This window comes from Thalassospira sp. B30-1 (assembly GCF_015767575.1).
GTDB classification, from domain to species: domain Bacteria; phylum Pseudomonadota; class Alphaproteobacteria; order Rhodospirillales; family Thalassospiraceae; genus Thalassospira; species Thalassospira xiamenensis.
In genome coordinates this window covers 242,595-263,048 of sequence record NZ_CP065232.1, presented here as the reverse complement: position 1 = coordinate 263,048, position 20,454 = coordinate 242,595, and the positions used below count along the sequence as shown (strand labels likewise).

Here is a 20,454-nt window from a genome sequence, read left to right as displayed (position 1 = left end):
GCCTGTGCAGCAAATAGCGCATATTTGATATTCCGCAAGGTTTTCAAACCAGACCGGAGCGACTATATCAGCCCCGCAGGCGGATAAGAGCAAACAACAGGCCCACTTATGATTGTTGAAATCGGACATTATGCCCTGGTGCTGTCACTCGTGGTGGCATTGGCACAGTCGACCATCCCGTTTCTGGCCGCATCGCGGCGTGATGTCGCACTTCTGAAAATTGCGCCACGTCTGGCGATTGCCTGCTTTGCCCTTGTCGGTACAAGCTTTGCCGCCCTGACATATGCCTATGTCACATCCGATTTCTCGGTCGTCAATGTGGTCGCCAACAGCCACACCTCCAAACCGCTGATCTATAAAATCACCGGCGTCTGGGCCAACCACGAAGGCTCTATGTTGCTCTGGGTGATGATCCTGACCCTGTTTTCGGCTGCCGTCGCGGGCTTTGGCCAGAACCTGCCACCAAGCCTTCTGGCGCGCGTCGTTGGCGTCATGGGCTTGATTGCGCTTGGCTTCCTGCTGTTCATCCTTCTGACGTCTAACCCGTTCGAGCGCGTGATTAATCCGCCGCTCAACGGCGAAGGCATGAACCCGCTGCTTCAGGACCCCGGCATCGCCATTCACCCGCCGTTCCTTTATCTCGGCTATGTCGGTTTCTCGGTGGCCTTTGCCTTTGCCGTTGCCGCACTCATCGAAGGCCGGGTTGATCCGGCATGGGCGCGCTGGGTCCGTCCCTGGACGCTGGCCGCATGGATGTTCCTGACCGCCGGGATCGGGCTTGGCTCCTGGTGGGCCTATTACGAACTTGGCTGGGGTGGCTGGTGGTTCTGGGACCCGGTTGAAAACGCATCCTTCATGCCGTGGCTGGCCGGAACCGCGCTTTTGCATTCGGCGATTGTCGTTGAAAAACGTGACGCGCTCAAAAGCTGGACGATCTTCCTGTCGATCCTTGCCTTTTCCTTCTCGCTGCTCGGCACCTTCCTTGTGCGGTCGGGCGCGCTGACATCGGTTCATGCCTTTGCCACCGATCCGACGCGCGGGGTGTTTATCCTGTTCCTGCTGTGTCTGACGGTGGGCGGGTCGCTGGCCCTTTATGCCTGGCGCGCGCCAACCCTGAAGGGCGGCGGTCTGTTTCAGCCGATCTCGCGCGAAGGCGCACTTGTTTTCAACAACGTGCTGCTCTCGATTGCCGCGGCCATGGTGCTGCTCGGCACCCTTTATCCGCTGCTGCTTGAAACCCTGACCGGTGAAAAGATTTCGGTCGGCGCGCCGTTCTTCAATTCCACCTTCGTTCCGATCATGACGCCCCTGATCATTGCCATGGCATTCGGGCCGATGATGCCTTGGAAACGTGCCGATCTGTTTGCGGTTCTGGGCAAGCTCAAAATCGCCATTGCCGCCGTGATCCTCGTTCTGATCGTCACCTACTGGCTTGCCGGTGGTCCGGCCTTTGCCCTGTTTGGCATGGGGCTGGCGATCTGGCTGTTTGTTGGAACGATGCTGGAATGGGCCGGACGGATCAAGCTTTTCCGCGAACCGCTCTCGACCAGCTTCCGCCGGATGCGCAATCTGCCACGCTCGGCACACGGCACCATGCTGGCCCATGCCGGGATGGCGATTGTCATTGCCGGGATCACCGGATCACAGGCATGGACCGAAGAATCGGTTCAATCGCTTGCCATCGGTGAAAGCACGGTTGTTTCGGGCCATACCTTCACGCTCAGCAGCCTTCGCGAATATCAGGGGCCGAACTTCTTCGCCCGCGAGGCCACCATCACCATCGCAACCCCGGGCGAACGCACCATAACGCTTACCCCGGAAAAGCGCGTCTACACCGTCGAAGGCATGCCCACGACCGAGGCCGGAATCCGGTCCGGTTTCACCGGCGATATCTATGCTGTCATCGGCGATGAAGACGCCAGCGGCAAATGGGTGACGCGCTTCTATGTCAAACCGATGATCCCGTGGATGTGGGCCGGTGGCATCATCATGGTGCTGGGTGGTCTGATGTCGCTCTCCGATCGTCGTTATCGCGTCGGTGCCCCTGCCCGCTCCACCAAAACGGTTCACACCGTACCCGCCGAATAGGATTCTCAATGACCATCTGGATTGTTCTTGGCGCCTTGACGGCTCTGGTGGCGGGTTACGTCCTCTGGCCGATCTTGCGAAATGCGCGTTCCGCCAGTGCCGATGCGGGTGATGATCACCTTGCCGACATGGACGAAGACGAACTGCAACGCGATCTTGCGGTTTACCGCGACCAGCTTGCCGAAATCGGCCGCGACATCGAACGCGGCGTTCTGACCGGCGAACAGGCCGATGCCGCCCGCACCGAAGTCCAGCGCCGCATCCTTGCCACCGATCAGCGCATCAGCACCCGCCAGCAATCCGGCGAGGCCGCAACGCGCATCTCCCGCCTGCGCCCGGCTGTTGCGATCTTTACCCTGCTTCTGTTTGTCGGCGGTATCGGCCTTTATCTGGACCTTGGCCGCCCCGACCTGCGTGATCGCCCCATTGCCAGCCGTACTGACGAAATCATGGCCGCCCGGCAGGCCAGCGAAAATGACGCCAGCCGCAATGACGCGCTGAACCGCGCCGTACAGGACCTGTCAAACCGCCTGCTTGAAAATCCCGATGACCTCAAGGGCTGGGAACTGCTTGGCGCCAGTCTGATGGCGCTTGGGCGCGCCGAAGAAGCCCAGACCGCCTTCCTCGAAGCGGTCAAGCAATCCGGTCGCGATGGTGATTATCTGGCGATGTATGCCGAAAGCGTCATCCGGGCGAATAACGGCCAGGTCAACACAATCGCCCGCGGCGCACTCGAAGAAGCCGCCCAATCCGGCAGCAAGGACCCCCGCATCCAGTATTTCCTCGGTCTTGCCGATGCGCAGAACGGCAATGTCGCTGCCGCGATTGATCGCTGGATCGTGCTGGTGAATGGTGCGCCGTCCGATGCCGGATGGCTTCCGATGGTGCTGGCCCGGATCGACGAAGCCGCCCTCGCCCAGGGGATCGACATTACCGGCCGGATCAAGATCACCCCGCCAATGGCCTCAAACGCCCCTGCCGGGCCCGGGGGACCCTCGCGCGAAGACATGGAAGCAGCCGCCGAAATGTCGCCCGAAGAACGTCAGGAAATGATCCTTGGCATGGTGTCGCAGCTCGCCGATAAACTGGCGGAAAACCCGGAAAACCCCGAAGGCTGGGCCCGTCTGATCCGCGCCTATATGGTGATCGGCCAACCCGAGCAGGCAAAGCAGGCCTATGACAACGCCCGACAGGTATTTTCCGATGATACCGATCTCCTGACCCGCTTTGCCGGGTTGGCCGATGAACTGGGCATCCCTGCGAATTGACCGGCCCCAAACGGCCACCATCATTCATCACCCAGAATCGAACGCACCGTGAAAAATCGCGGTGCGTTTTTTCTGTTTACACCCATACGAATGCAGCCAGCCAAATAATACGCAAGGATAGTATTTTGATCAAACTTTCGCCTGTATCCTATTGATTTGGCGTTCTGTTTCCTCAAATTTGACCCGTTGAAAAAGTGAACCGGATTCAGAAATTTCAAACTTTTCGCCTACAAGATTGAATTTATTCTGTCTTTTTCTTCAATTCCCCTAAAAGATTGACTATAATTCTCATCTATCAAAAGGGGGAGTTTCCGACATTCCCCATCCAAAAGAATAAGGACGTCGCATGATCGCCGGTGCAAGCGGGGCCGTAAGCAATTTGCTGCTGATAGAAGACAATCCGGGCGACGCCCGATTGGTTCAGGAAGCGCTCCGTGAATTCACCCACCCGGTTACGCTGCATCATGTCAAGGATGCGATGACCGCGCGCCAGTTCCTGCAACAGGATGGCCCCTATCGCAATGCGCCAAGACCCCGCCTGATCCTGCTGGACCTGAACATGCCCCGCAAGGATGGCCGCGAAATGCTGCGCGAAATCCGGAATGATCCATCATCCGCCTCGATCCCTGTGATCGTACTGACCACGTCGGGGGCCGAACATGATGTGGATCTGTGCTATGCGGCGGGGGCGAACTGCTATCTGCGCAAACCGGTCGATGTCACGGAATTCATCGAACTGATGAAGATGATCGAATCTTTCTGGCTCGGTCTTGCCCTGACCCCGTCCCCCTGATCCCGCCGCCGGTTGCGGCTACCCCCATCACGCTTTCCCAATCAGCCCTTCTGACATGCCAAAAGCAGAAAGGCCGCTGTCTGCACAACAGCGGCCTTTTTAACAAAGTCGAAGATCGATGATCAGTTGGACAGTGCGGCAATCTGCGCACGGGCAACCTCAAGCGCACGCTCGGCATTCGCCTTGTCATGCGCCGTGGTTGCCGCCTTCAGATCCGCCTGCGCGGTCTCAAGACGTGCCTGGGCTTCATCGGCCTTGATATCGGAAACCGGAACCGCTTCTTCGGCCAGAATGGTGCAACGCTCGGGGTTAACCTCGGCGACGCCACCGGCGACGAAGATACGTTCGGAAACCTTGCCACCTGCATAGATGTCGATGACACCGGGGCGAATGGTCGAGATCATCGGCGAATGCTTCGGCAGCACGCCAAAATTCCCGTCCGTGCCCGGAACAACGACCATCTCGACCGGCTCGGATTTGAGCAGGGCAGACGGCGAAACAAGTTCCAATACAGTCGTATCAGTCATGACAGTCCTCTCTCCCGTATGGGAAGGGGGACCGAAGCTGCCTTAGGCAGCTTCGGCCATCTTCTTGGCTTTCTCGATGGCTTCTTCGATGGTGCCGACCATGTAGAATGCCTGTTCAGGCATGTGGTCATATTCACCAGCACAGATGGCCTTGAATGCCTTGATGGTGTCTTCGAGCTGAACGAACACGCCCGGAGTACCGGTAAAGACTTCTGCAACGTGGAACGGCTGCGAAAGGAAACGCTGGATCTTACGGGCACGGGCCACGACCAGTTTGTCTTCTTCCGAAAGCTCGTCCATGCCGAGAATTGCGATGATGTCCTGAAGACCCTTATAGGTCTGAAGGATACGCTGCACTTCACGGGCGGTCTCGTAGTGTTCCTTGCCGATAACGCCCGGATCAAGCGCACGCGAGGTACTGTCGAGCGGATCAACAGCCGGATAGATGCCAAGCTCGGCAATCTGACGGTTGAGCGTCGTGGTCGCATCAAGGTGGGCAAACGAGGTTGCCGGTGCCGGGTCGGTCAAGTCATCGGCAGGGACGTAAATGGCCTGGACCGAGGTAATGGAACCTTTTTTGGTCGAGGTAATACGTTCCTGAAGCGCACCCATGTCGGTTGCCAGTGTGGGCTGATAACCCACGGCAGACGGGATACGACCCAGAAGTGCCGACACTTCCGAACCCGCCTGGGTAAAGCGGAAGATGTTATCGACGAAGAACAGAACGTCCTGGCCTTCTTCATCACGGAAATATTCCGCAATCGTCAGACCGGTCAGAGCGACACGTGCACGTGCTCCCGGGGGTTCGTTCATCTGGCCATAAACCAGTGCGGCTTTGGATGCACCTTCCGGGTTGATAACGCCCGAATCCATCATCTCGTGATAGAGGTCGTTACCTTCACGGGTACGTTCACCAACACCTGCGAAAACCGAATAACCACCGTGGCCTTTTGCCACGTTGTTGATCAGTTCCATGATGAGAACGGTTTTACCCACGCCCGCACCGCCGAACAGCCCGATTTTACCACCCTTGGTGTACGGCGCGATCAGGTCGATGACCTTGATGCCGGTAACCAGGATTTCGGTGTCGGTTGACTGATCGGTGAAAGACGGTGCTTCACGGTGGATCGGAGAGGTCATTTTCGCGTTGACCGGACCACGTTCGTCGACCGGCTCGCCGATGACGTTCAGGATACGACCAAGGGTTTCCGGACCAACCGGAACCAGGATCGCGTCACCGGTATCAATGACTTCCTGACCGCGACGCAGACCTTCGGTGGTGTCCATCGCGATGGTACGGACGGCATTCTCACCAAGGTGCTGTGCAACTTCAAGAACCAGACGCTGGCCGTTGTTGTCAACATGCAGCGCGTTCAGAATGGGAGGCAGATCGCCGTCGAATTTAACGTCGACGACGGCGCCCATAACCTGGGAAATTTTCCCCGCCTTCTTGTTCGCCATAGGTATTGTCTCCTGCTCGGACAAAACTATCCGTTAGTTCCTGCGACCCGCTTACAAAGCCTCGGCGCCGGAAATGATTTCAATCAGTTCGTTGGTGATCTGGGCCTGACGTGAGCGGTTGTACTGGATGCTCAGTCGGTCGATCATATCGCCGGCATTGCGGGTTGCGTTATCCATCGCGGACATACGCGCACCGTGCTCGGATGCACTGCTTTCCAGCATCGCACCGAAAATCTGGACCCCGACATTACGCGGCAGCAGATCAGCCAGAATGGCTTCTTCGGACGGTTCATATTCATAAACCGCAGAAGAACCGGTAGCTTCTTCCTGCCCGTCGGCTTCCGGCACCGCGAACGGCACCAGTTGCTGTTCGGTCACGACTTGCGAAATTGCTGACACGAACTTGTTATAGAAGATCGAGCAGACGTCAAATTCGCCTTCTTCGTACAGCGCCAGAACTTTGTCAGCAACGTCGGTAGCAGCAGAGAAATCAATCCCCTTCTTGCCTTCGACGCCAGTATACCGGGCGACAATCGCGTCACCAAATTCACGCTTGAGCGCATCGGCACCCTTGCGGCCAACACAGATCAGCTTCACCGTTTTGCCAGCCGCGCGAAGGGCGCGGACCTTGATACGGGTCGCTTTGATGATCGATGCGTTGAAACCACCGCAAAGGCCACGGTCCGCGGTAAAGACGACGAGCAGATGCACATCATCCTTGCCGGTACCTGCCAGAAGCTTCGGTGCCCCCTGTGCGCCACCAACCGCGGCTGCAAGCCGTCCCAGCATCGTCCCCATGCGATCCGCATAGGGACGGGCTGCTTCTGCTGCATCCTGCGAACGGCGGAGCTTGGAGGCCGCCACCATCTTCATCGCCGAAGTAATTTTCTTCGTCGATTTGACGCTGGCAATGCGCGAGCGCAGATCCTTCAAACTAGCCATTGCGTTTCCTCCTTCGCCTAAATTTCAGACTTACGCGAAGGTTTTCGCGAACTTGTCGAGGAACGCTTTGAGCTTCGTTTCGGTGGCTTCCGAAAGAACCTTCTCGGTGCGGATCGCATCAAGAATGTCAGAACCGGTCGAACGGATATCGTTCAGGAACTGTTCTTCGAAAGCACGAATTTTGCCAACTTCCACACCGTCAAGGTAACCCTTAACACCGGCATAGATCACAACAACCTGTTCTTCCACTTTAAGCGGCGAATACTGCGGCTGCTTGAGCAGTTCCGTCAGACGTGCGCCACGTGCCAGCAGTTTCTGGGTCGCCGGATCAAGATCCGATGCGAACTGTGCGAAAGCTTCCATTTCACGATACTGGGCAAGTTCCAGCTTGATCGAACCGGCAACCTGTTTCATTGCCTTGATCTGAGCGGACGACCCCACACGCGAAACCGACAGACCAACGTTCACAGCCGGGCGAACACCCTTATAGAACAGGTCGGTTTCAAGGAAGATCTGACCGTCGGTGATCGAAATCACGTTGGTCGGAATAAACGCCGAAACGTCGTTACCCTGGGTTTCGATAACCGGCAGAGCGGTCAGCGAGCCAGCGCCGTTTTCGTCATTCATTTTCGCAGCACGTTCCAGCAGACGGGAGTGCAGATAGAAAACGTCGCCCGGGAAAGCTTCACGTCCCGGCGGGCGGCGAAGAAGCAGCGACATCTGGCGATAGGCAACAGCCTGTTTCGACAGATCATCATAGAAGATGGTGGCATGCATGCCATTGTCGCGGAAATATTCACCCATTGCGCAGGCAACGAACGGTGCCAGGAACTGCATCGGCGCCGGATCAGAAGCGGTCGCGGCAACAACGATGGTGTTTTCCATCGCGCCACGTTCTTCAAGGACTTTAACAACCTGTGCAACGGTCGAACGTTTCTGACCAACCGCAACATAGATGCAGAACATCTTGTCGCTGTCGGATTTCGCTGCATCGTTCACCGGCTTCTGGTTCAGGATGGTGTCGATGATGATCGCGGTTTTACCGGTCTGACGGTCACCAATGATCAGCTCGCGCTGGCCACGGCCAATCGGGATCAGCGAGTCAATCGACTTGATACCGGTCTGGACCGGCTCATGAACCGATTTGCGCGGGATGATGCCCGGTGCCTTGACGTCGGCAAGGCGACGTTCTTTCGCACCCAGTTCACCTTTACCGTCGATCGGGTTGCCAAGCGCGTCAACAACGCGGCCCAGCAGCTCCTTGCCAACCGGCACGTCAACGATGGCACCGGTACGCTTGACCTGGTCGCCTTCCTTGATGGTACGGTCAGAACCGAAAATAACGATACCGACATTGTCTTCCTCAAGGTTCAGGGCCATGCCCTTGATGCCACCCGGGAAGTCGACCAGTTCACCGGCCTGAACATTGTCAAGACCATGAACACGGGCGATACCGTCACCGACAGACAGAACCTGACCGACTTCGGCAACTTCGGCTTCAGCGCCAAAATTGGCGATCTGATCCTTAAGAATAGCGGAGATTTCCGCGGCGCGGATTTCCATCACGCAACCCCTTTCATAGCGAGCTCGAGCTTCTGCAATTTGGTACGAAGCGAGGCATCAAAAACCCGGGAACCGACCTTGACGACAAGGCCGCCAAGAACCGCCGGATCGACATTCAGGTCCACTTTGACAGTGGCACCGACAACTTCTTTAAGAGCGCCGGTAACGGCTTCGATTTGCTCTTTCTTCAGCTCGGAAGCCGACGTCACCTGTGCGGTCACTTCGCCTTTGAAAGCTGAGAGCATGGAAAGGTAGGAACTGATAACATCCGGCAGAACGAAAAGGCGGCGTTTCTGACACAGAACGCCAACGGTCTTCTTGGTCAACTCGGAAACGCCAAGCTTGTCCAGAAGGGCCGCCATTGCCTTGGCCTGCACATCCCGGGAAATCACGGGACTACGGAGCACATTCCGCAGGTCATCGCTTTCGACGATGGCCTGGTCGAGCAATTCAAGATCGCTTTTGACAGCATCAAGCGCATCGGCCGACTGGGCCAATTCGAATAATGCTGTGGCGTAGCGCCCTTGAAGCCCGGTCGCGGCAGTATTTTGGGACACCGGTGAAAGCCCTCAATTCTGGTTATGAGAACGACTCGGATACGTATAAAAAAATGGTCTCTCGGAAGGTGTTCCCGCCGAGAAGCGAGCGTTTGGTATCACATGTCCATGACAGGGGCAACCCCCGCGCAACGCCATTTGGGCGGTCTTTTTCATTCTTTACTGAAGTTGGGGCAAAACAGCCCCGGATCGCTCGCGTTTCGAGGCTTTTTACAACTATTTTATAATGCCGCCTCTCCCGCCATCGGCGGATTCTGTCTTTGGGAAATCACCTTTAAGGAACGAATCCCCGATTTTTTCGACGATGCCGTCCGTACAACCCCTGATCGATAACCGTTTTTTCCGATCAAAAAGTGTAATCGACATCACATTCGAACCTTCCCGGCGTCAATTCCGGACACCCATGTCATCCCCAAGGAGGTTCAAATGAAACTGCCCTCGATGTCCCCTCTGGCCGGCCTGCTGATTGCAGGCCTTGCCCTGCTGCTTCCGATCAACGCCTTCGCGTGTAGCACCGGCTATTTCCGTTTTGTCGAAACCGGCACCGCCAGCCCCTTCGTGCCATCCGCCTCGCGCGCCTATTACGATGATCAGGATCAGGCCGGAACCGCAATTTCCGTTTTTGTCGATCTGACATCGGCGGATTACAGGGCCATGGCTGATAGCCGCTTCAATGCATTCGGCGGTAAAACCACGGTTTACAAAATCGCCTGCGATGCCGTGACCGCCCCGCTGTCCGAAACCCCGGCCGAAGACGTGCCCTCCGATAGCTGGATGAGTGCCGAGGGCATCACCCCCACCCACGTCTATCTCGAAGCCGACAATTTCAACAGCGCCACCGTCGGCACCAAAAAGCAATCCATCCCGGCCTGGCTCACCAGCAAGTCCAGCAAGGTCTACAGCGCCAACTGATATCATCGCGTCGGGTCACCCTACCGGTGGCCCGATCCGCCAATCAGGGTCAGGACCCTAGATATGCGACCCGGTGCCATCGCCCTTGGCCGACCATTGCCGCGCCCGGTTGATCGCCATTTTCGCCTGCACTTCGTGATCAAGGTCCAGACCGAACTGATCGACCAGCCGATACAGCAAAATCATCACATCCGCCGCTTCGCGCCCGATTTCCGAAAGATCGCGGTCAACAACCGCCTCATCAAGTTCCTTCATCTCCGTCATCGCACGCGTGACAAGCGCACGGGGATCGGCAACCGGGCCAAAAATCTTTTCGGCCCAGTCACATATGCTTTGCTGGCTTTCGCTCACGCTTGTTGAATTTTTAACATTCGTCATCAAATCTTATCCATGGGATTTAAAAATCTGGGCTATCCATAACCCGCAAGCATGACGGGAGACAATATATGGCACGATGCCGGAAGTTCGTGCATATGGCGAGGTTGCTCCGATATCGCCTAGAGAATTTGTGCGCCCTTACCGCAGCATTGTGCGTTATTGCTTTTCCTTTGGCCGCAAATGCCCGCACCCTGATCATCGAAGGCCTGTCCGAAGCCCCGCTGAAATGGATGGTCGACCGTGATCCGCGTGGCATTGATATCGACATCATGACCGAAGTGCTCAACGATATGGGCATCACCGATTACCGCTTTCAGCTTGTCGATAATGGCCGCCGCCTTTTGCACAATGCCCAGAACGGCAGCAGCGACATCATCCTGACCCTGTCGCAAAACGCCGAACGCAGCCAGTATCTGCAATATCCCGACGAAGCCCACCTTCTGCTCGATTGGCGCTTTGCCGTGCGGATTGAAGACCGCGACCGGATCACGTTTAGTGATTTTTCCGATCTGGCGCGCCACCGCGTCGGGGCGGCGGCGGAATATTCCTATACCGATACCTTCTGGCAATCCGGGCTTGATATCGAAATCGTCGCCAAAAACGATCTGCTGATCCCGATGCTGCTGGAAAACCGTTTTGATGTCGTGCCGGTCAATTACCTCAGCACGCTTTACGAAACCCTGCGCAACGGGCAACGCGAACAGATCGCCTTCATCTATCCGCCGCTTCGCCGCGCGCCCTATTATAATGTGTTTTCAAAGGCGTCGGATTACCCGGACAAGGACGCGTTTCTCAAACGCTATGACCAGATCATCCGCGAAATGCGCAATGATGGCCGCCTCGCCACCATCTTTCAGGATTACCTCGGCCCGGACGGGCTCGACTGGTGGCAGTCCCAATATCAGAACTGAATCCGAACCGACCCTACATAAAGCTGTAAGGATCAATATCGATCTGTACCCGGACACTGCCCGGTGTTTTCACCTTTGATAACCAGTCATGGATCATCGCCTGCAACCGCACCTGTTTATCCGCCCGGATCAGGAAACGGCGGCGATACCGCCCGCGCAGCAACGATAACGGGGCCGGGGCCGGTCCCAGAACGACAATGCCATCACCGCGCGGTGCCGCCCGGCCAATCCGCCATGCGGCTTCGTCGACCTCGTTTTCCTTTTTCCCCGAAATGATCAGGGCCGCCAACCTTCCATGCGGCGGCATGCCATGCGTCATGCGCTGGGATAATTCAACCTCGTTAAACGCATCGCGATCGCCCGCCGCAATCGCCTTGATCACCCGGTTGGACGGGTCGGCGGTTTGCAGCAACACGGTGCCCGGTCGCTCACCACGTCCGGCCCGCCCGGCCACCTGGGTCATCAACTGATAACTGCGTTCGGCCGCGCGCAGATCCCCGCCCGCAAGGCCAAGATCGGCATCGACCACCCCCACAAAGGTCAGCATCGGAAAATGATAGCCCTTGGCCAATATCTGCGTACCGATCAGCAAATCAACCTCGTGATTATGCACCCGATTGACAAGCTCCGCCGCCGCCTTTGGCCCGGCGATATTGTCCGATGTCGCGACCTCGATGCGGATTTGCGGGAATGTCTCGACCGCTTCCTCATAAAGCCGCTCCACCCCCGGCCCGCACGCCGCAAGCTTTTCCTCCGCCCCGCAGGCCGGGCAGCTATCGGGGGCCTTGGCCTGATAGCCGCAATGATGGCATTGCAATTTGCCCCATGCCCGGTGTTCCACCAGCCACGCGGTACAGTTCGGGCACTGGAACCGGTGCCCGCAGGCCCGGCAAAGGGTCAGCGGCGCATAACCCCGCCGGTTTAAGAACAGCATCGCCTGCTCCCCGGCGGCAAATGTCTCCGCCAGCCGCCTTTTCAAGGTCGGCGTGATCCAGCGTTGCCGTTCCGGCCTGTCCTGCCGGATATCGACAATCTCGACACTTGGCAAAACCGCCATGCCGTGGCGTTCCGAAAGCTCGACCCGCTCATACCGACCGGCTTCGACATTCGCCAGGGTCTCAAGCGACGGGGTGGCGGACGCCAGAATCGCGGGAATACCGCCCAGATGCGCGCGCGCAACCGCCATGTCACGCGCATGATAAATCACGCCGTCTTCCTGCTTGAACGCATGTTCGTGTTCTTCATCCACCACGATCAGGCCCAGATTGGCATAGGGCAGAAACAGTGCGGACCTTGCCCCGACCACAAGCTTTGCCGATCCATCGGCCACCGCCCGCCATGTATCGCGCCGCCGCGCCTGCCCGACTTCGGAATGCCAAAGGGCCGGCTCAACGCCGAATCGGTCACGGAACCGCTGCAACCACTGCGCCGAAAGGGCGATTTCCGGCAACAGGACCACCACCTGTCGGCCCGCCTCCAACGCGGTGCGGATTGCCTCGAAATAAACTTCGGTCTTGCCCGACCCGGTCACGCCATCCAGTAACGTGACCGAAAACCCATCCCCCGCCACCTTGGCACACAGCATGTCCGCCGCGCGTTCCTGCGCATCCGACAGATGCGGGCGCGCAATATCAAGGTCGGGGTCGTCAAACGGCGATGGCGGGGTGACCATCAAACGCCGGACGACGCCTGCTTCGACCAGCCCCTTGATCACGCTGGCCCCGGCACCGGTTTCGCGCATGATATCAGCCTGTTCCATCGGCGGATTGTCACGCAGAAACGCCATCACCCGCTTGCGCGGCGGTGTCATGCGAAGGCTGCTTTCGCCATCGCCTTCCCCTTCTGCCGGATCGGCAAGGGTAAATCTGAAAATCGGCTTGGGCGGCTCCAGCGCGTCGGCAACACTCATCGCCATGCGCAACACCGCCCCCTGCGGCGCCATGGTATAGGCCGACACCCAATCGACGAACTTTCGCGTCACATCGGCCATCGGCGGTGCCTGCAAAACGCCATAAATTTCGCGCAGCTTGGCCGGATCGACGTCGCCCCTGGCCTTACCCCAGACGACGCCGCGCTGGGTCTGACGGCCCAGTGGAATTTCGACAAAGTCGCCGGGCTGAACGCTCAGACCCTCGGGGACAAGATAATCATACGGGCCCGCCAAGGGCAGCGGCGGAAGAACACTGATCGTTTCGCCCGTTACCTGCCGGGTCGTAACCTGAAAGGCCGGATCATCACCAAACAGATTTCCCGATATGGCCTTTGCGGCGCTCATATATTATAAACCCCGTCAGGATGCCTCTGGGTTGGTCGCATGATTATGCATAACCGGCTTGTGGCACAAAAGAAAACGGTCCCACAGCACTGGGCGTCTGGTACCGTCATTTGAATGGAACCGGACCCTATCAGCTAACCGCATCATCGAACAACGATCTTCAAAAGCTCCTGAGCAGGAAATCCAATGAAGTTTTTCATCGACACCGCCGACATCGACGCAATCCGCGAAATCGCCAAATCCGGCCTCGTTGATGGCGTGACCACCAACCCGTCGCTGGTTGCCAAAACCGGCCGCTCGTTCCTTGATCTGATCAAGGAAATCTGTGACGTGGTTGACGGCCCGGTCAGCGCCGAAGTTGCCGCGACCGACTATGAAACCATGGTTGCCGAAGGCCGCAAACTTGCGAAAATCGCTGACAATGTCGTCGTCAAGCTGCCGCTGACCCCGGACGGGCTCAAAGCCTGCCGCACTTTCACCGACGAAGGCATCCAGACCAACGTCACCCTTTGCTTCTCGGTCGGTCAGGCCATTCTGGCCGCCAAGGCCGGTGCGACCTATGTCTCGCCGTTCGTTGGCCGCCTTGACGATATTTCGTCCGATGGCATGCAGCTGATTGCCGACATCGCCGAAGTTTACAACAACTACCCGAACTGGCAGACCGAAATCCTCGTCGCGTCCGCACGCGGCCCGCAGCATGTTGTCGATTCGGCCCGTCTGGGTGCCGACGTCGTCACCATCCCGCCGCAGGTTCTTGGCCAGCTGTTCAAACACCCGCTGACCGACAAGGGCCTTGAAACCTTTGTCGCCGATTGGGCAAAAACCGGCCAGTCGATCCTCTAAGACCGACAAATCAGGCCAAGGATCAGGTTTATCACCGGTCCTTAACACGCATTTAACCCGGCAGCCCGCATTGTGGCTGCCGGGTTTTTCGTTTCACTGCAAATTACCGGATCAGATGGAAAAGACAGCATTGCGCGCCGACGACGTCGCGGCCTACCTCGCCGAACATCCCGACTTTTTTGCCAACCGGCCGGACCTGCTTGACAGCCTCGACATGCCGGTGCGCGAACTGGGCTCAGGCATTGCCGACATGCAGCAATATGTCGTCACCCGCCTTCGTGATGAACGCGAAAAGCTGCGCGGTGCCACCAGCGAACTGATCAACATTTCCAAATCCAACCTCGAAACCCAAAGCCGCATCCACCGTGCGGTTCTGGCGCTACTCAATGCACGCGGCTTTGATGTCTTCGTCGAAGCCCTGCAGGACCTTGTGCCCGAACTGCTTGATCTCGACGCCATCGCATTGTGCTTTGAAGAAAGCGAAGATGCCCCGGTGCCCCGTTGCGGCGGCCGTGTCCGTCGCCTGACCGCCGGTGCGGTTGATCAGGTTCTGGGCGAGGAAAACGATGTCTGGCTTCTGCCCGACAATGCCGGGGACGAGGCGATTTTTGGCCCGCAGGCCGATAATATCCGCTCCGCCGCCATTGTCCGCGTCGCACCCTTTTATGGCGATCCGGTCGGGCTGGTGGCGTTTGGCGTCGCCGAACCCGATTATTTCAGCCCGGCACAGGCTCATGACCTGATCATGTTCCTCGCCTCCGTGATCGAATTTGGTGTGCGCCGATGGCTGACACCGGCGCAATGAATAAGGGGCTTATGGCCCTGACCCTGCCCAAAGACGTGCGCGATGCCATTGCCGACTGGCGGCAATGGCTTTCCGCCGAACGGCGCGCCTCCGATCACACCACCGAAAATTATCTCGCCGATCTGTATGCCTTCCTTGGTTTTGTCCGGGGGCATAAGGGTGACACACCCGATATCGCCGTTCTTCTGCAATTAAACCCGCGCGATTTCCGAAGCTGGCTTGCCCGTCGCAGCATGGATGGCATGGCTAAAAGCTCGACCGCGCGTGCGCTGTCATCACTGCGCAATTTCTATCGCTTCCTGGATCGTACCGGGCGCGGCCAGAACGCGGCGGTCAATTCGATCCGCAATCCGAAACTGCCGCAATCGGTCCCCAAACCGCTAAGCCCCGCCGATGCAATGGCCGTCCTTGATAATGCCGGCGCGTGGCAGGATGAACCGTGGCTTGCCAAACGCAACCTCGCCCTGTTCACCCTGCTTTATGGCTGTGGGTTGCGCATATCCGAGGCACTCGACCTTAACGCCAATCAACGCCCGACGGGCGATTCGATGGTCATCACCGGCAAGGGCAACAAACAGCGCCTTGTCCCGGTTTTGCAAATCGTGCGCGACGCGATTGATGATTATGTCCACACCTGCCCCTATGCGCCGAACGGCAATGAACCGCTTTTTGTTGGCGCACGCGGCGGGCGGCTGGTCGCACAGGTCGCCCAACGCGAAATGCGCAAAATACGCGGCCTTCTGAACCTGCCCGATACCGCCACCCCGCACGCCATGCGCCATTCCTTTGCCACCCACCTTCTTGCTGGCGGCGGTGATCTGCGCACCATTCAGGATCTGCTCGGCCACGCCTCGCTCTCGACCACCCAACGCTATACCTCGGTCGATACCGAACGCCTGATGGCCGTCTATCACGGCACCCACCCCCGCGCGCGGCGATAGGCCACATATTCAAGAACGTTTGCCGCCATCATGCGTTATGGAAAAACAACCCACCCCAAAACGGGAGCCACGCATGAAGCTTTTCCAAAGCCGCCGTTTTGACGCATCCTCACGCCACCGGCAGGTCTATAGCGCCTATGAAATCGCCTATACCACCGTCGATTGGCTGGCCGCGGTTCTGTTCGTCATCGGCAGCATCATGTTCCTTTATGACGATCTGATGCACACCGGAACGTGGCTTTTCATCATCGGGTCGGTGTGTTTTGCCCTGCGGCCCTCCATCCGCCTGGCCCGTGAACTGCACCTTGCCCGGCTGGGCGAAACCGGCACAGAAACCGCTACAGACCCCGGCAATTCCCCCGATGACCGCCGGGGCTGACATAACCTTTCCCGGCCAGATTTCCACAATCGCGAAATTTGGGGTTCTTCGAAACAGCATTTCCCCCTTACACTGCGTTCAAACTGTTGAATTATATCGAGGCACCCCAATGATCCTGCGCTCCAGCGACCCGTCCCCCTTTGGCCGCAAGGTCAAGATTGTCGCCAAAATTCTTGGCATTTACGATCAATTGACCATCGAGCTGGCCAACACCAACGATCCGGCTGACAGCCTGCGCGCACAAAACCCGCTGGGTAAAATCCCGATCCTGATCCTTGATGATGGCCGCAAGATTTTCGATAGCCGCGTGATCTGCGAATATCTTGATGCGCAGGTCGATGGCGTCACCCTGCATCCGACCGAAGGCGACGCCCGGTGGGAAGCATTGACCCTTCAGGCGCTGGGCGATGGCATCGTCGATGCCGCAATCCTGCAGGTCTACGAAAACCGCATGCGCCCCGAAGAAAAACGCCATGCCGACTGGCTGTCCTATCAGTCCGACAAGGTCAAACGCGCCCTTGATCAGCTCGAAGCCAGCCCGCCGTCACTGGCAGGCGACCTGACCATCGGCCATGTCGCGGTTGCCTGTGCGCTCGGTTATCTTGATCTGCGCTTTGATGGCAAATGGCGCGAAACTTACGCCGCCCTCGTCACATGGCTCGATGCCTTCCGTGCCCGCGTCCCGGCCTTTGACGCCACGATTTTCAAGGGCTGATACCCCGTTCAAAAGCCCCCCGGTGCGGGTTAACCACCTTGCACCGGGCCGCTTTCGGATGATATCGCGATTTCACCTTCACCGCCCGGAGAACAAGAATAAATGTCCCGCCTTAACAGCGTCATCCGCCGCCTGCAGGCCCAGCGCGACTGCCTGAATGCCGCCGCCGAAATGATCAAGGACCATGACGGTATTGTTCTTGAAATCGGGCTTGGCAATGGCCGCACCTTCGATCATTTGCGTGAAATCATGCCGGATCGCGAAATCTTTGTCTTTGACCGCCAGATTGCCGCCCACCCCAAATGCATCCCCGATGACGATCACCTGTTTCTGGGCGACATTTTCGAAACCCTGCCAATGGCGGTTGAACGCTTCGCTGGCAAGGTCGCACTGGTCCATTCCGATGTCGGGACGGGGGACGAGGCGCTCAACGCCAAAATCGCATCCTTCATCGGCAAAACCCTGCCGCCGTCCCTGATCAAGGGCGCGATTGTCGCATCCGATCAGAAAATCGACGTACCCGGCACCATCGCCGAACCGCTTCCCGAAGGCGTCCCGCAGGATCGCTATTTCTTCCGCCGTTATCAGGGCTAAAACCAAAACCGCCCCCCATCAGGAATTCGACCCGTGTCCAGCACCAACGCCCCTGCCCCCTCATCCCCCAGCGGCTCCAATATGTCCGAGGCCGAGGCATTCCTTGCCAAATACCCCGATGTCGAGGCCATCGACATCATCCTGACCGATTTTCACGGCATCGGGCGCGGCAAGATGATCCGCCGTCACGAGCTTGAAGGCATCTATAAATCCGGGCGCGGATTGCCGACCTCGATCTTCGGGCAGGACGTCACGGGCGAGGATGTTGATGATTGCGGGCTGGTGCAGACCGGCGGCGGCGGCGATGGCCGGTGCTGGCCCGTGCCGGGCACGTTGGGCTATCTGCCCCACACGGGCCGGGGCCAGCTTCTGATCAGCATGTATAACGAGGACGCAACCCCGCACGATGTTGATCCGCGCAATGTGTTCTTAAATCAGGTCAAGCGCGCCAATGATCTCGGGCTTACTCCGATGGGCGCGTTCGAACTGGAATTTTATCTGGTAGATCGCGATGCGGACGCGGGCGGCCTTTATCACCCAGCATCCTACGCAATGACCAAACGCCGATCATCGCTTCGCAACACCATGTCGGTCGATGAAATCGATGAAATGTCGCCGCTTTTTGATGCGGTTTACGAAGGGGCGAAGCATCTTGATCTGACGCTTGAAACCCTGATTTCCGAATATGGGCCGGGCCAGTATGAAATGACGATCCGCTATCGCGATCTGATGCGCGCGGCCGATGACGTCATCATCGCCAAACGCCTGATCCGTACCGCGGCACGCCGTTTCGGGATGGAGGCCGTCTTTATGCCCAAACCGTTCGGCAACGAAGCCGGTTCTGGCATGCACCTGCATCTCTCATTGGCGGACGAAAACGGCAATAACCTGTTTGCCGATCAGCCGGACGGAAGCTTGAGCCCCCTTATGCTCAACGCCATTGGCGGCATTCGCGGCACGATTGGCGACACCATGCTGATCCTGGCCCCCTTCATGAATTCATGGCGCAGATTTGCATCCGCCATGTATTCCCCGGCATCCGATGACTGGGGTGTTGAAAACCGCACCGTGGCGCTTCGTGTGCCAGGCACACCGGGCAAAACCCGGCATTTCGAACACCGCATCGCGGGCGTTGACGCCAACCCCTATCTGGTCGCCGCCGTCACCCTTGGGGCCGCCCTTGACGGCATCGAAAACAAAATCGATCCCGGCCAGCCAAGTACCGATGAAATCGGCCATGACAAAGGCCCTAACGACCTGCCGCGCCATTGGCTAGACGCCATTGACCGCTTCGGTGCGTCCGATTTCAACAAACGCACGCTGGGCACCCGCTTCCACACCGCCTTCACCCGCATAAAGCAGGCCGAATACGAACATATGGCGCTCAAGGTCAGTGCGGCGGAATGGGAATATTACGGGTTTTCGGTCTGAATGATGGGGCGGGGGGCGGTGTACCGGTCAGGAAAGCCTGACCGGGGACCAGAATCAGAAAACGCGTTTGGCGCGGTTGTTGGATTTGTGCGCTGAAAACGCGACCCGCGGGCGGGAATCCATCATTTTCTGATCGCGCAGATGGGCGACTTCAAGATCGCGGGGATCAACATTCATCATGCGGATGTCGCCCGCACGGTCCGCATTGGCATGCAGGTGCATCTTGGTCGAAACCCACTGATAGGTCGGATAGGTCACATTTTCCGGAAGCGATTCTTCGGTAATCACCTTATAGGCCCCGGCTGGCAGTACTTCTGCCAGACCGCGCAGACTGAACGGCCGCGCGAAATTCAGGATTTTCGATGTGGTACGGTTTGTCAAAATAGCTCCTAGCGCGCAGATGCGCATTGGTTAAGAAAAACGACAGGAATCAATCCCGTCGCCAAATAACCGCAGTTTATTTCAGGTGTATGCAGACACGCGGAAGCGGATTTTATTCTTCAAAAAATCAACGCCCCAAAAATATCCGATGCGTTTTTGAACAAATAAAATTTGCGATTCTGGTAAATCGCGAAAATATCCCGCCGATTTTTACTTATATGAATCGATTTCCATATTTTACAACGAACTTATTTTTATTTTTACGTCATCATGGAATCGGCACAGAAAACCATCGCCCGAAAATGATCCGGCGCGCAGCCCCCCGATAGTCTTTTGCGATTTATTTATCCGGTTCTTTATCTGGCATGCCCCATCACCGTCAGACGGGGCCATTGTTCGGACCGGACAGGTGATGCTGTCAGTAACTCAGATCCAGACCAAGCATATTGCCAAGCCCGAAGGTAACGAGCCCAAGGACCAGAACCGCCAGCACAAAGATTGCCACCATCTTGGCAGTCGCAATCAGCACCTTCCGCCTGCCGATCTTCTTTCCCTGATCGTAATGCCACTTGATGGCAAAGAACATGCCCGTGCCCAACGCGACACCCTTGAACGTACCAAAGGCTATAGGGACCCAATCCATATCAAAGACTCTCATCTGCAACAGCTGCGCGTGTTATGCCCCCATCC

Annotated in this window: 21 protein-coding genes; 12 read left to right on the top strand and 9 right to left on the bottom strand. The window is 57.6% G+C overall.

What is annotated here, in order from left to right; all coding sequences use genetic code 11:
- Positions 1–108 precede the first annotated feature (108 nt).
- The 3 genes from IT971_RS01220 (at position 109) to IT971_RS01210 (ending at position 4,149) form a co-directional block, all read left to right on the top strand.
- Positions 109–2,088 (top strand): heme lyase CcmF/NrfE family subunit, encoded by a 1,980-nt coding sequence (locus IT971_RS01220; protein ID WP_037990475.1) that lies wholly within the window; start codon positions 109–111, stop codon positions 2,086–2,088.
- A gap of 8 nt (positions 2,089–2,096) precedes the next feature.
- Positions 2,097–3,356: a c-type cytochrome biogenesis protein CcmI gene (gene ccmI, locus IT971_RS01215; protein WP_063093655.1), complete on the top strand. Its 1,260-nt coding sequence runs from the start codon at positions 2,097–2,099 to the stop codon at positions 3,354–3,356.
- Positions 3,357–3,702: 346 nt separating this feature from the next.
- On the top strand, positions 3,703–4,149 hold the full coding sequence (locus IT971_RS01210) for a response regulator (RefSeq protein WP_007089176.1): 447 nt from the start codon (positions 3,703–3,705) through the stop codon (positions 4,147–4,149).
- A 122-nt stretch (positions 4,150–4,271) separates the two neighbouring features.
- Here IT971_RS01210 and atpC read toward each other — a convergent pair whose 3' ends face one another.
- From atpC to IT971_RS01185, 5 genes are read right to left on the bottom strand one after another with little or no spacing between them, the layout of a single operon-like run.
- Positions 4,272–4,676 carry an ATP synthase F1 subunit epsilon gene (atpC, locus tag IT971_RS01205; protein ID WP_007089177.1) on the bottom strand — a complete coding sequence of 135 codons (405 nt, stop codon included), beginning with the start codon at positions 4,674–4,676 and terminating at the stop codon, positions 4,272–4,274.
- Positions 4,677–4,718: 42 nt separating this feature from the next.
- Entirely contained in the window at positions 4,719–6,137 is a 1,419-nt protein-coding gene (atpD, locus tag IT971_RS01200) for a F0F1 ATP synthase subunit beta (RefSeq protein WP_007089178.1), read from the bottom strand.
- Positions 6,138–6,188: 51 nt separating this feature from the next.
- A complete protein-coding gene (locus IT971_RS01195; protein ID WP_007089179.1) occupies positions 6,189–7,079 on the bottom strand; it encodes a F0F1 ATP synthase subunit gamma in 891 nt (296 codons plus the stop codon).
- A gap of 30 nt (positions 7,080–7,109) precedes the next feature.
- Positions 7,110–8,642: a F0F1 ATP synthase subunit alpha gene (atpA, locus tag IT971_RS01190; RefSeq protein ID WP_007089180.1), complete on the bottom strand. Its 1,533-nt coding sequence runs from the start codon at positions 8,640–8,642 to the stop codon at positions 7,110–7,112.
- A complete protein-coding gene (locus IT971_RS01185; RefSeq protein ID WP_007089181.1) occupies positions 8,642–9,199 on the bottom strand; it encodes a F0F1 ATP synthase subunit delta in 558 nt (185 codons plus the stop codon). The genes atpA and IT971_RS01185 overlap by 1 nt, the downstream gene beginning before the upstream one ends.
- 426 nt (positions 9,200–9,625) lie before the next feature.
- On the opposite strand from IT971_RS01185, the gene IT971_RS01180 reads away from it, so the two are divergent.
- Positions 9,626–10,111, top strand: coding sequence for a hypothetical protein (locus IT971_RS01180; RefSeq protein WP_063093654.1), 486 nt, complete (start codon positions 9,626–9,628; stop codon positions 10,109–10,111).
- Positions 10,112–10,168: 57 nt separating this feature from the next.
- On the opposite strand, the gene IT971_RS01175 is transcribed toward IT971_RS01180, so the two are convergent.
- Positions 10,169–10,489, bottom strand: a complete 321-nt coding sequence (locus IT971_RS01175) for a DUF550 domain-containing protein (protein WP_007089183.1) — start codon at positions 10,487–10,489, stop codon at positions 10,169–10,171.
- Positions 10,490–10,584: 95 nt separating this feature from the next.
- On the opposite strand from IT971_RS01175, the gene IT971_RS01170 reads away from it, so the two are divergent.
- Positions 10,585–11,400, top strand: a complete 816-nt coding sequence (locus IT971_RS01170) for an ABC transporter substrate-binding protein (protein ID WP_223304972.1) — start codon at positions 10,585–10,587, stop codon at positions 11,398–11,400.
- A gap of 13 nt (positions 11,401–11,413) precedes the next feature.
- Here IT971_RS01170 and IT971_RS01165 read toward each other — a convergent pair whose 3' ends face one another.
- Positions 11,414–13,675, bottom strand: coding sequence for a primosomal protein N' (locus IT971_RS01165; RefSeq protein WP_063093652.1), 2,262 nt, complete (start codon positions 13,673–13,675; stop codon positions 11,414–11,416).
- Positions 13,676–13,861: 186 nt separating this feature from the next.
- On the opposite strand from IT971_RS01165, the gene fsa reads away from it, so the two are divergent.
- The 7 genes from fsa to IT971_RS01130 all read left to right on the top strand — a co-directional run bounded on the left by fsa (position 13,862) and on the right by IT971_RS01130 (position 19,383).
- Positions 13,862–14,518, top strand: a complete 657-nt coding sequence (fsa, locus tag IT971_RS01160) for a fructose-6-phosphate aldolase (RefSeq protein ID WP_037990470.1) — start codon at positions 13,862–13,864, stop codon at positions 14,516–14,518.
- A gap of 115 nt (positions 14,519–14,633) precedes the next feature.
- Entirely contained in the window at positions 14,634–15,323 is a 690-nt protein-coding gene (locus IT971_RS01155) for a DUF484 family protein (protein ID WP_007089187.1), read from the top strand.
- Positions 15,302–16,264: a tyrosine recombinase XerC gene (locus tag IT971_RS01150; RefSeq protein WP_082822615.1), complete on the top strand. Its 963-nt coding sequence runs from the start codon at positions 15,302–15,304 to the stop codon at positions 16,262–16,264. The genes IT971_RS01155 and IT971_RS01150 overlap by 22 nt, the downstream gene beginning before the upstream one ends.
- Before the next feature lie 73 nt (positions 16,265–16,337).
- Complete coding sequence (locus tag IT971_RS01145; RefSeq protein ID WP_063093650.1) at positions 16,338–16,643, top strand: YrhK family protein; 306 nt, start codon at positions 16,338–16,340, stop codon at positions 16,641–16,643.
- A 109-nt stretch (positions 16,644–16,752) separates the two neighbouring features.
- On the top strand, positions 16,753–17,358 hold the full coding sequence (locus tag IT971_RS01140) for a glutathione S-transferase N-terminal domain-containing protein (protein WP_063093649.1): 606 nt from the start codon (positions 16,753–16,755) through the stop codon (positions 17,356–17,358).
- A 102-nt stretch (positions 17,359–17,460) separates the two neighbouring features.
- On the top strand, positions 17,461–17,952 hold the full coding sequence (locus tag IT971_RS01135; RefSeq protein WP_037990466.1) for a class I SAM-dependent methyltransferase: 492 nt from the start codon (positions 17,461–17,463) through the stop codon (positions 17,950–17,952).
- A 33-nt stretch (positions 17,953–17,985) separates the two neighbouring features.
- On the top strand, positions 17,986–19,383 hold the full coding sequence (locus tag IT971_RS01130) for a glutamine synthetase family protein (protein WP_223304970.1): 1,398 nt from the start codon (positions 17,986–17,988) through the stop codon (positions 19,381–19,383).
- Between the two features lie 54 nt (positions 19,384–19,437).
- Here IT971_RS01130 and IT971_RS01125 read toward each other — a convergent pair whose 3' ends face one another.
- Together IT971_RS01125 and IT971_RS01120 are read right to left on the bottom strand one after the other, a co-directional pair.
- Positions 19,438–19,764, bottom strand: a complete 327-nt coding sequence (locus IT971_RS01125; RefSeq protein ID WP_007089193.1) for a hypothetical protein — start codon at positions 19,762–19,764, stop codon at positions 19,438–19,440.
- Positions 19,765–20,182: 418 nt separating this feature from the next.
- On the bottom strand, positions 20,183–20,407 hold the full coding sequence (locus IT971_RS01120; RefSeq protein WP_063093706.1) for a hypothetical protein: 225 nt from the start codon (positions 20,405–20,407) through the stop codon (positions 20,183–20,185).
- Positions 20,408–20,454 lie beyond the last annotated feature (47 nt).